Here is an 11714-nt window from a genome sequence, read left to right on the forward strand (position 1 = left end):
CCAAGAGCCTGCCTATAGGCAAGCTTCTAGGTGTGTTTTTGAAGAATCAAAAATCTGAACCCAGACTGATTGAAAGCGAGCGCTTAGTGGGCAGTCTGGGCAAACTCTTTTATGCTTTTCTTATTTTGCTGAGCCTTGTTCAGTTTGTAAATTTTGTTTATCCCACATTCTAAAGAATGGGAAGTAAATTAAGAACGCTACAACAAGATTAATCAATTGCATTGCAGAGCCTCTCCAGTTACCTCCAGTTGCTAGCCAACCGCCGATAATTGGTGGAGTCGTCCAAGGAATTGCAATACCATGAGTTTTTGGAGCAAATCCGGTTTTCATTCCTATATATGTGGTTACAACAAGTACTAATGGCGTTAAAATAAATGGAACTAAAAGCAATGGATTCATTACTACAGGCGCACCGAACGTAATTGGTTCATTAATATTAAAAATACCAGGTCCGATTGATAGCCTTCCTAGTTGTTTTGCATGCTGACTCTTTGCAAATAGTAGCATCATAAGAGCAAAACAAATTGTTGCACCAGAACCGCCCATATAGATGAAGATGTCAAAGAATTGTTGTGTAACGACATTTGGCATTGCATGATGAGCTTGCAGGGCTAAACGGTTTGCATCAGTTGCTGCTAACCATACTGGACCCATTACACCACCAACAATTGCCGCGCCGTGTAAACCAACTGACCATAATAACTGAATTAAAAATACAGCAATTAATGCGCCAGCCAATGACCCACCAAGTCTACTAAGTGGATCTTGTAATAGATCTCCAACGACATTGTGTAGAGTTTCATAGTGAGTATTTTCAATTAATAAACGAATAATCCATACAAAGAGAATAACTAGAAATGCAGGGAATAAAGCAACGAACGATTTACTTACACTAGGTGGAACGCCATCTGGCATCTTAATAACAAAATTCCTTTGAATTACCCATCTATAAACTTCAGTTGAGAATAAAGCAATAATAATAGCAACAAACAGACCTTTACTACCTAAAAATGCCATAGGAAGTACTCCGCCTACTTTAATAGCAGCAGATGCACCATCTGGAGTAAACATTGTGAAGTATGGTGTTGATAAAATAAATGAGGCAATAGAGATCGCACCAGCATTTAATGCATCTACTTTGTAATGTTCAGCGAGTCGATATGCAATACCAAAACCTGCAATGAGCGCCATTATATCGAATGAAGCACTTACAGGATAGAGAAGCTTTGTTTGCCAAGCTTCACCGAATGTTTTTGCCATAAAATCTGGATATCCATCAAACGGTAAGAAGCCTAAAATTAAGAAAATAGAACCGACAATAATGAGAGGCAGTGTTAAAATAATTCCATCACGTAATGCTTGCAAGTGTCTTTGACCTGCAATTTTACCAGCAATAGGCATTACTTTCTCTTCTAACATTTGAGTAAAGTTGGCCATCACAAATCACCCCTATATGAAATTATGAACCTATTAAATCGATTGCAAATTTCAGGACCTCTGCTCCTTTACACATCCCGTAATGAACGGGATTGATGGCATCAACTGGTATTCCTTTTTGTAAGCCTTCTTTTTTTAATTGTGGGAGTAGGTACCTTACTTGGGGACCTACAAGTAATACATCTGCTTGATCAAGATGATTTTTAACATCATTAGCACTCACTGCCCAAATCCTTGCATCGATTCCTTCAGATTTTGCAGCAGCTTCCATTTTTGTAACTAATAAACTTGTAGACATACCGGCAGCACAACATAATAATATGTTCATTTAATCCCCCTTTCTCTCTAAAGGAAACGCTTACAAACAATTAAACTTCTACTAACTAGCAGATTTTACCCCAATACCCCTTCCCTCTAGAATTTTAATCTCAAGAAATATATATTCATCATTTTGGACATTAGGACAAATATAAAAAATATTTTTTTACTAATTAAACGCTATAAATTTTTTAATATGTCCTACGCCTAAAGTCGCTTAAAATAAAGCTTTGTACAAGCCTAAAGTATGATATCTTGTTAGACTTAATTGAGAGGATTTTGCATTCAAACTATCCAAAAAATGTCTCGTATTTGTAATAAATAATGCATGCTATTTTGAACTTAAAATGCTAGTTTCGTATTCCTTCCATTTTTAAATCTAGTAAAAATTAAAAAGGGAATGGTTATAACTCAAACCATTCCTTTTTACATTTTTTATCATCATTATTATTGGGAGAAAGTTAAATAGAGGACTTTAGCTACATACTTAAGTCCTCTTTCGTTAAAAAAGTGCTTTCATCAGTCGTAGTTTTCGACTAAGACATTCAATTTTTTAATCTGTTCTTCTACTCCAGTATTCGCATTCACAAATACTTGATATGTGTCGTTACCTCTTGTTCCTACAAACTCATAGCAAAGTACTTCTTGATTTAATTTATTTAAAATGATCGCTTGGCGTTCTTCCATTATTTTTAAGTTTGAACTAATATTGTTTCTCGCTTCTTCAACCGATATTTTCGGCTTTGGAATCGTTCTTTTTGTATATGCTGCTAAGTAATTTCTTGATGAGAATCCTACAATGCTTCCATCATCAAGAGCAATCTTCATCGTAACAGATTCAGGATAGATTCTTACACCGTCCTGCTTTGTAACGTATGTAAATACACCAATCGTATCATATTGCGAGCTTTCTGTTAGTACCATATTGGAGAATTTATTACGTTCTAAAAACTTCAGACCGTTAATTGAAGCCTGATTTAAATCGACTTTTTGAGCTCTGATATCACGACTATCAATAACCCAAACTGGATATCCTCCCTTTTCGGTAATATCCATATAAATTTCGCTATTTGTTTTTGGTTCTTTAATTTCTAGACTATAATACCGATCTTCTAATTTTTCACCTGTAAGATCAACTTTTATTTGTGCTGTACTATTTAATTCAAGAAATTTTTTAGCAATGTCCTTCGCTTGCTCTTTCGTTATTTTTTCACCTTTTACATTCGAAAGACTTGCACGATTTACTTTGTAATTGGTCAATGAGGGATCTGCATTTGCATCGGAATACGTCATTACATTTTTTTCCACTGTCTTAAATCCATCAATAATTACGTTATTTTTCGGATTTTGATCTTTTGCATAAGCAAGCTCTACATCCATCCATCGTAATTTTTTCTCAAATACCATATGCTGAACTTTTCTAATCTCTCCTTGAATTTCAGCGGAGTTATCATATAATTTTTGTAGTGTCGCGTATTCATTTTGGGTCAATGGCTCTTTATCCAAATCTCTTACCGCAGTTCGATAACTGAAGTCACCAACATTTGTTAAAAATTCTTCCGTTTTGTTAACTGGTAATAGTCTCAATGGAAGTTGCCCTACGTTAGATCTAGCTTGAGAAGTAAGTCCCCATACATCAACTAGTGCTGGAGAGAGAGAGGACTTTGATTTCATTGCTAAAGTATCGCCAATTTTATCATGTAATTGATCTAGTTCATAAGTTAGTTCATGAAATGCCCGTTGATAGTTGTTTTCTGCCTGGATATTGATTTCGTTTTTAGCCTTATGCTCTGTATAACCCCAATATGATGTTCCGATAATCCCAATTGCTAAAACGCCTATTGCAGCTTCCTTAATCACTTAAAACACTCCTTTCCTATCGGCAAAATATATGTCTACCAATTTGTTTTATTTGTGGTCTGCTCCAAATCCAAGCGCTTGTCGCTGTGTCTGGATTAAAATAATAAAGTGCACTTTCACTCGGATCCCAACCATTTACTGCATCTAAAACAGCTTTTTTTGCGGTCTCATTTGGTGTTAAATAAATTTGGCCATCAGACACGGCCGTAAATGCACCCGGCTCAAAAATAACACCAGACACTGTGTTTGGAAATGATGAGTTGCTAACGCGATTCAGAATTACTGCAGCAACTGCTACTTGTCCGATATAAGGTTCACCACGTGATTCACCGTAAACTGCATTAGCCATTAGCTGTATATCATTTTGTGAATAACCATTAGGTACATTCGATCCAGCACCTGCATTTTCACCTTTTTCATATTTTGTAGCTTTTACTAGCATCGCTTTTGTCTTAGCTCCAGCAATCCCATCGACAGGCATTCCGAAATTATTTTGGAAATTCCTAACTGCCCAATATGTGTTGTATCCAAACACGCCATCCACTTTGCTAGTGTAATAGCCGTTGTATTTTAACCGAGACTGTAATTCAATAACATCTTCTCCTGTAGCACCAATTTGAAGTACTTGGCTAGTAAAAGCATTTACATTTTTAAGTTGAACATTAGAAAAGAAACTAAAAAATACGATTAGCAAAATTAAAGGACCTTTTAAGAAAACTAGTTTCCTCATTTCAAACCTCCTAAAGTATAATTATCCCTTTTTGTATTTTTTTCAATTAGTCCCAATTTATGTAAACACTTTTGAAATACAATAGATTCCTTTTCAAAGTCTGAAATAAGCTAGTTTTTTAAACAATAAAAAAAGGGCCTTATTGGCCCCGTTTTTATTTTCTATTAAAAGTTATACCTTCACCATATACTCGATCATATATAACCCAATCCCAAATATCATTTGAATGATTTTGAAGTACCCAATCATACCATGAATGCTCAATCTGACCGTTCGTTAGAACTTTCATTAAAAGAGGTGCAATTTCGTATGATTCTAATTTAAGATTTCCTTTCTCTAAAAATGGCTTCGAATAGTTTCTAATCTTGTCCATTGTATTTTTGTCATTACTCCAAATCCACATCGGAGTTTCATTGTACCAATCTTCTTCTTTCTTCTCTAACGGTGCTCCCCACTGCTCGTAGGTTGCCTTTTTATCGCCAAAAGTTGGACGATGGTCACCATAAAAAAGGACGATTGTAGGATTCTTACGTTTTTTTAGTTCTTGCCAAACAGAAACAAGAGAATTTCCGCTTTTATAAATACCACTTGCATAACTTTCCACTTTTCCTTTTAAATCTTCATTAATTGGCAATCCACTAACTTTCATATTTTCTTCTGGAAAATGACCTTTATGCCAATCGAAATGATTTTGCATTGTCACAAAAAATACAAATTGGCTCCCTTTTTTATTAATTAATGATAATGCTTTTTTCGAGCTACAGTCATCTGACAAATAAGAACCAAACTTTTGACAAGAAGTTAAATCTGCTTCTGACAAGAACTGATTAAATCCTATGTTAGGATAAACTTCTTTTCGTTTAAAAAATGATGTTTTAAATGGATGAAGAGCGATCGTATCCATACCAAATTGTTTAACATCTTGAATTAAACTAGGTGAACGTCTATTCCCCATTTTTCCTTCTTGGTATGGTGTCCGGCTTTCAAATTTACGTTTTAATTTTAGACTGGTTAATACTTCAAACTCCTCGTTAGCTGTCCGACCTCCAAATGTATTACTAATTAAAGTACCATGAATCCCTTCATTTATAGAGCGAAGAGGTGAATTTGGATCAGTATTCCATTTTAATTTCATGTCATCTAGCATACTGTATGCTTCACTTTGAATTACTAAAACATCTGGTAATTGTTTTGGTTTGGAAAGTGGTTTAAGAGAATTTAGCTCTTTAATGACATCATTTTTATCTTTATTAGATACTTTAGGTTCTTCACGTTTGCTATTTACATATGTAACTAAAAATGCTGGATACATACCATATCTTTCAACGCTAGTTTCGTAATTCCAAGGTATATATTTTACATTAGAGTTTTTTACAAAATAAGCATAGCCTTCTTTTGTACCAAATGAAAAAAAGACCCCAAGTAATACGATAAGAAAAAAACGGAGACTATTTTTCCTTGCAGAAGCATTTCTCCATTTTTTATAGGCAAAAAAAGTCCCTAAAAAAAGAAATGTTATGATTCCAATTAACCCTCCCCATTTTAGTAGAAATGGAAGCTTTGAAAATTGTAAAAAAACGATTGGGTCACGCAGGAAAAATAAGTCACTTGGATGAAACGGCTCTCCGGTATATTTTATTTTTTCTGATAGTGCATATGAGAAAATTCCAATTGAACCAATAATCGTAATTAAAATCCACCAAACATTAAATCCTAGAACAAGAAGTCCAATTATTAGTATTGATACAACAACTGACACAATCATAAAGTTCCACTTAAAAAAATCCGTGATGATCCAATTCTGATAAAGATTTACATTGTTCTTCCACAAATAATTATGAGACCAAATAACAAGTAAATAGCTACAGACCAATCCGATTAGAATTGGTCCTAGCAAATTAAAACTCTTTTTAATCATGAAGAATCTACCCTTTACAAAATTATTATAATTAACTTTGTTTATTTTCTTTTTTATATTAATTTTTCATTCGGTAATGTTTCATCAAGCTGTTTGAATTTTTTAATTAACTTCTCCGTGACTAATGATTCAAACACTTTTGTGGCACCTTCAATATCGCCAATTTCTGATTTGTATTTTGTTTCAAATCTACTTAGAATACTGCCTTCTTCAAATATTCCCCATATATTATTCCCACTACCCTTGTAATCACTCAATTTAGAGGGTAAGTATGGATTAATATCCTTATAACCCTTAGTAAACGCATCATTAACAACTAGACAATCAAATTTTGTTGTAAAATTTAAAAACTCTAGAAAGTTAACATATGGGTTTACTTTTACATGTTTTTCAATTATTTCTCCTGATAGTTCATTTGCAAGTGATTTTGGATCAGAAGTGAAAACATGGAGTTTAATTTTATCGCGTAATTCAGGTTTAGTTAATTTAAGCCCTTCTAATATTTCATTTAATTTTCTCGTTTGATAAAACGTTCCAAAATAACCTAGATTGACTTTATTTTCATCAATTCTATATTTACTTGCCTTAACGTGATAATATTGCTTCGGCAATGTCGGTTGATTACAAATCTTTGCTTTGTTTAAAATGACTTCTTTCATTTCTTGCATTGGGAACATTTCTGACATGTATTTCAACTGGTTCTCATTTGTAAAAACGATTTCATCTGCAAATGCATAAGCAAGGTATTCACACCAAAAAAACATATTATTATTTAACGCTAGTGGAAATTTTTTTTTCTTTAAAAGTGCATTCACTTTTTTATAAAACCCTAAATCAATAATTGCTGACTTCCGTTCATTTCCATGAATATCCAATAGGATCGGATCTGAGAATTCTGCAACCCATTTTACCTTTGGATTTTTTAATTTATATTCGAATGCTAAAAAGTGTGAAGCAGGCCATAGTGCTCGGCTATAAACTTTTTGATATGTACCATTTTTTCTTTCTCTCAATTTAATTTCCTTTAGAGATTTTTTAATAAAGTCTTTCATTGATTTCCATTGTTTAAAACTACTGGCAGATGATATTTCCATTCGATTATTAATAAAACCATCCACCATTGCATTTTGTCGATAATCAACATCCCTTACCTTCGACATATTATTATAAATTACATCGACGACTTCATTATTTTCGATAATACGCTTAGCCATTACAGTTCCACTTGTATCAACATATGGTGGAAAACAATAAGAAATAATTAAAGAACGCGTCTCACCATTGTATAACTTAAAATAAGGGAAATAGACGAAACTTTGTTTATTTACTTCTTCAATTACTTTTTCTCTCAATTCATTGCTATTATTTATATACCTGTCTATAAATCCATATTGAGAATGTATTTTTCCTTTAATGAATTGCTGGATTGTAGGACTATTCGTTTCTCCTAGTAAAACATCAAGATGTTTCATTACCTCAAGACGTTCTTGTACATTAAACTCAAACGAATTTTTACGTCTAGAAACCGAGTTATCTCTTAAAACTCGAAAATAAATTGCATGGTCTTCTAATGGAACAATCTTTAGATGAAAATGATGCAATGCAAATAATTTTGTAAAAAACACTACATCTTCTCCACTTTTTAAACCGAGTTCGTAGCGTTGGGTTTTTACTTTCTTTGTTGGTATTAATTTACAAGCATTCATTGTTAAAACACTATTTAAATCAGTATAAGTATAAATTTTAGCATCTAAGGCTTTTTTAATTTGGGAGTTAACAGGATTATTAGGATTGATATTACCTTCTAGATCTACGTCCACAACTTGTGAAATGACAACAGAATCTTCATCAGCATGATCGAATAGTTTTTCAAGAAAGTTAGGTGAAACGTAATCATCGTCATCTAAGAATGTAATGTATTTTTTCGATGCTTGTTGGATCCCCATATTTCTTGCAGATGAGACACTAGCTTCTTCTGAATGAAGAATGTTAAAGTGATTAATATTATGTTCCTTAATAAAATTCTTCAAAATCTCTTCAGTAAGATCTTTTTCCCCATTGATAATGAAGATTACTTCGAAATATTTAGGTGATAAGGTTTGATTTTTTAATGATTCGATACATTTTTTTATCACTTTTTCGCCTTTGTATGTCGGGACGATTACACTAATACCGTTTACTAATTTTTTAAAATGATATTTTGAAAATATTAAGTCTTCAGGTATTTCTTTATTCATTCGTTGGTAAATTTCGATCTTAATTTTTTCAATTTCTTCTAATCTTTGCTGAATTTCAAATTTGTTCAAAATTTCTCACCAACCTCTTAACTTTCTAAATAGCCATCTTTTAGCTTTCCAATAAAACTGCATTAATCTGCCAAGCTTTGAATGCATTACTTTTCTATAACGTTCTTCCATTATTTGAATTTCATTCTCTAGCTTTTCAATATACTTAATATTTTTATATTGCAGCTCTAACGCTGTTTCTTCATTAATTAATAAAGTTAAGAACTGTTCATAAAACTGAGACTCTATCTCCATATTATTTAAATTAGATTTAAACTTGTTTAATTTGATAAACCAACTAGGTATTTCTAATTCATTCTCAATTGTTTCTGCATTTAATGAATGAGTTCTTGGATCGATTGTCATCTTGATGAGTCCTTCCTAATAGCTTGAATACTTTATAATATGCCCTAATTAAGCTATTTTTTTTCATGAAATGCCGAATTAGAAATCATTTCTTAAGATAAAAAAAAGACAATTACCTTATCGGTAAATTGTCTTCATGGACAAAGCATATTGATTTTTAGATTTGGATTTGATTATCCCTTTTAAATTTACGAGATACATCTTCATATACTCCTGACCCAAACATCACGCCAATTAAAATTAAAATAAATCCGACTACTTGAGTTAAAACAATTTTTTCACCTAAAAATAATACCGCTCCGATTAGTGAAAAGAATGGATTTAGATTTAAGAATATAGCCGCCTCTGTTGTGCCAACCTTACCAAGAGCAAAATTATATAGCATATGCCCCATAGCTGTAGCAACAACTGCTGATGCAAAAAACACAGCCCAAATCCCTGCTGAATGATGTACCATACTAGCCATTCCACCTGGCTCAAGTATTTGGCTAATTCCGAATAATATAATCGAACCCATAACTAGCATATATCCAGTCATTAATCTTGGGTCTAAAGTTTTCGAAACTTTTTTTATTAAAACGAAGCTAGATGCTTGAGCTAATATTGCTAAAAACACATAAAAATCTCCATGCGAAACACCATGAAAACCTCCACCGCTCTGGAAGACAATAAAAGCAACACCAGAAAAACCAAATAAAACGCCTAAAATTCTAACAAAGTTCATTACACTACCTAAAAAGAAAACTGACAATAAGGCTGTTAAAAGTGGCCCCATTCCTAGAATTAGACCCCCGTTAGATGCTGAAGTTTGAGAAAGACCAATCGATAAAAAATAATGGTGTGCGACTACATTCAATAGCATCGCAAAAAATACATACCCAAACTCCCTCTTAGTAAGCAAACGAACTTTTTTTATTAAAAATAAAATAATAAAAACACTTACTCCAGCAGTGAAAACACGAATAGCTGTCATCGTAACTGGCATAAAGTTCTCTACTAGAACTTTTGTTGCAATTACATTAAATCCCCATACCACCATAATACAAAATAAAATGATATAAATTTGTTGCTTCTTCAACTTTCCCCACTTCTTTCTACTGGCCTAAATATAAAAAGAGGGAAAGAAATTGATCTTCCCTCTTTATTATAAAACTGAGTCCTTTTCATTTACTTTTTCTAATATAGTAAATTTCTGAGATTTATTCAAAGTGTATGCTCAAGAATCCATTAAAATTATGTTCCTTGTTTTACTTTTTAAAAAATATATTGAATATAATCAAGTACCACAAAAAGTCTGATAAGGACGATCCGGATCTGGGGGTATTGTACAATAATTTATCTGTTCTTTCGATTCAATAAAAGGATTAGAAAGTGCTTTAAGCAATTTCTCCATTACGCTATAATCTCCGTTCTCTACCGCTGCTTTTAATGCTTCTTCTACGCGGTGATTTCTTGGGATTACATTCGGATTGTTGTCTCGCATCAATTGAAGAGATGCTTCTTTTGATTCTGATTGTCTACTTAGTCTTTCTTGCCACTTTTTCTCCCACTGTTTATATTCAGGTGATGTGAATAAAGACATCTCATCTTGATTACCATATGATAATGCTTTGAACGTATTCGTATAGTCTGCTTTATACTTTTCCATTATTTCAAGTAACTCATCAATTAAGGACTTATCTTGCTCTTCTTCATTAAATATTCCTAATTTTTTCCTCATTCCTGCGATCCAATTATCGACATATGCAATAGGGTATTCAGAAATTGCATTCTGTGCTATATCTAATGCCTTTTCCTGATCATCATGCAATAAAGGTAATAATGTTTCAGCAAATCGTGCAAGATTCCAACCTGCCATTTGTGGCTGATTTCCGTAAGCATAACGACCGCGAAGATCAATTGAACTAAAAACGGTTGCAGGATCATACGAATCCATGAATGCACATGGACCATAGTCAATTGTTTCACCACTAATTGTCATATTGTCTGTGTTCATTACACCATGAATAAAACCAACTAATTGCCACTTGATAATTAAAGAAGCTTGACGCTTAATGACTCCTTGAAGTAGTGAAAGATATCGATTTGGATCATTTTTTCCAATTTCCGTATAATGTCTTTGGATTGTATAATCAGCAAGTTCTTGAAGCTCGCTTACACTACCCCATCTTGAAACATACTGAAACGTACCAACACGAATATGACTAGCAGCAATTCGTGTCATAACTGCTCCAGGTAATCGAGTATCACGCTGAATTTGTTCACCGGTCGTAACAACGGCAAGACTTCGTGTAGTCGGTATCCTTAGAGCATGCATCGCCTCACTAATAATGTATTCGCGAAGCATCGGGCCAAGTGCTGCACGACCATCTCCACCTCGTGAATAAGGTGTTCTACCTGAACCTTTAAGTTGTACATCAAATCGCTCGTTTTTTGGAGTAATCTGTTCACCTAGTAATAAAGCTCTTCCATCCCCTAGCATATTAAAGTGAGCAAACTGATGCCCTGCATATGCTTGAGCAAGAGGCAATCCACCTTCTGGCACTCTATTCCCAGCAAAAACATTTACACTTTCTTCACTTTGAAGTGATTGAACATCTAGACCAAGTGATAATGCCAATGGTTTATTTAGGACAACCAATTTCGGTGAACTTACCGGATTTAAGTCTTGAGTAGCAAAAAAGAATTCAGGTAATTTTGAATAACTATTATCAAAATTCCATCCCGCATCACTTTTTACGTTTCCCTGAGTCATCTTATCCCCCTTTTCCATTTTTTCTGTTTTATTATTTACTCTCTA

9 protein-coding genes are annotated in these 11714 nt (G+C 33.4%); all 9 read right to left on the reverse strand.

Going from position 1 to position 11714, the window contains the following annotated elements; genetic code table 11:
* Positions 1 to 120: 120 nt before the first annotated feature.
* A complete protein-coding gene (gene celB, locus B6K90_RS17795; protein ID WP_088014111.1) occupies positions 121 to 1437 on the reverse strand; it encodes a PTS cellobiose transporter subunit IIC in 1317 nt (438 codons plus the stop codon).
* A 22-nt stretch (positions 1438 to 1459) separates the two neighbouring features.
* Positions 1460 to 1765: a PTS sugar transporter subunit IIB gene (locus B6K90_RS17800; protein WP_069035316.1), complete on the reverse strand. Its 306-nt coding sequence runs from the start codon at positions 1763 to 1765 to the stop codon at positions 1460 to 1462.
* 509 nt (positions 1766 to 2274) lie between these two features.
* Positions 2275 to 3615: a germination protein YpeB gene (gene ypeB / locus B6K90_RS17805; protein ID WP_088014112.1), complete on the reverse strand. Its 1341-nt coding sequence runs from the start codon at positions 3613 to 3615 to the stop codon at positions 2275 to 2277.
* Between the two features lie 16 nt (positions 3616 to 3631).
* A complete protein-coding gene (sleB, locus tag B6K90_RS17810) occupies positions 3632 to 4345 on the reverse strand; it encodes a spore cortex-lytic enzyme (protein ID WP_088014113.1) in 714 nt (237 codons plus the stop codon).
* Positions 4346 to 4499: 154 nt separating this feature from the next.
* Positions 4500 to 6263: an LTA synthase family protein gene (locus B6K90_RS17815; RefSeq protein WP_088014114.1), complete on the reverse strand. Its 1764-nt coding sequence runs from the start codon at positions 6261 to 6263 to the stop codon at positions 4500 to 4502.
* A 53-nt stretch (positions 6264 to 6316) separates the two neighbouring features.
* Positions 6317 to 8569: a glycosyltransferase gene (locus B6K90_RS17820; RefSeq protein WP_088014115.1), complete on the reverse strand. Its 2253-nt coding sequence runs from the start codon at positions 8567 to 8569 to the stop codon at positions 6317 to 6319.
* A 6-nt stretch (positions 8570 to 8575) separates the two neighbouring features.
* On the reverse strand, positions 8576 to 8914 hold the full coding sequence (locus tag B6K90_RS17825; protein WP_088014116.1) for a hypothetical protein: 339 nt from the start codon (positions 8912 to 8914) through the stop codon (positions 8576 to 8578).
* 157 nt (positions 8915 to 9071) lie between these two features.
* Positions 9072 to 9992: a DMT family transporter gene (locus B6K90_RS17830; RefSeq protein WP_088014117.1), complete on the reverse strand. Its 921-nt coding sequence runs from the start codon at positions 9990 to 9992 to the stop codon at positions 9072 to 9074.
* 198 nt (positions 9993 to 10190) lie between these two features.
* The gene (locus B6K90_RS17835; RefSeq protein WP_088014118.1) at positions 10191 to 11669 is read right to left on the reverse strand and encodes a protein adenylyltransferase SelO; all 1479 of its coding nucleotides are present in this window, start codon (positions 11667 to 11669) and stop codon (positions 10191 to 10193) included.
* Positions 11670 to 11714: the final 45 nt, after the last annotated feature.

This window comes from Gottfriedia acidiceleris, assembly GCF_002128425.1.
Classification (GTDB): domain Bacteria; phylum Bacillota; class Bacilli; order Bacillales; family Bacillaceae_G; genus Gottfriedia; species Gottfriedia acidiceleris.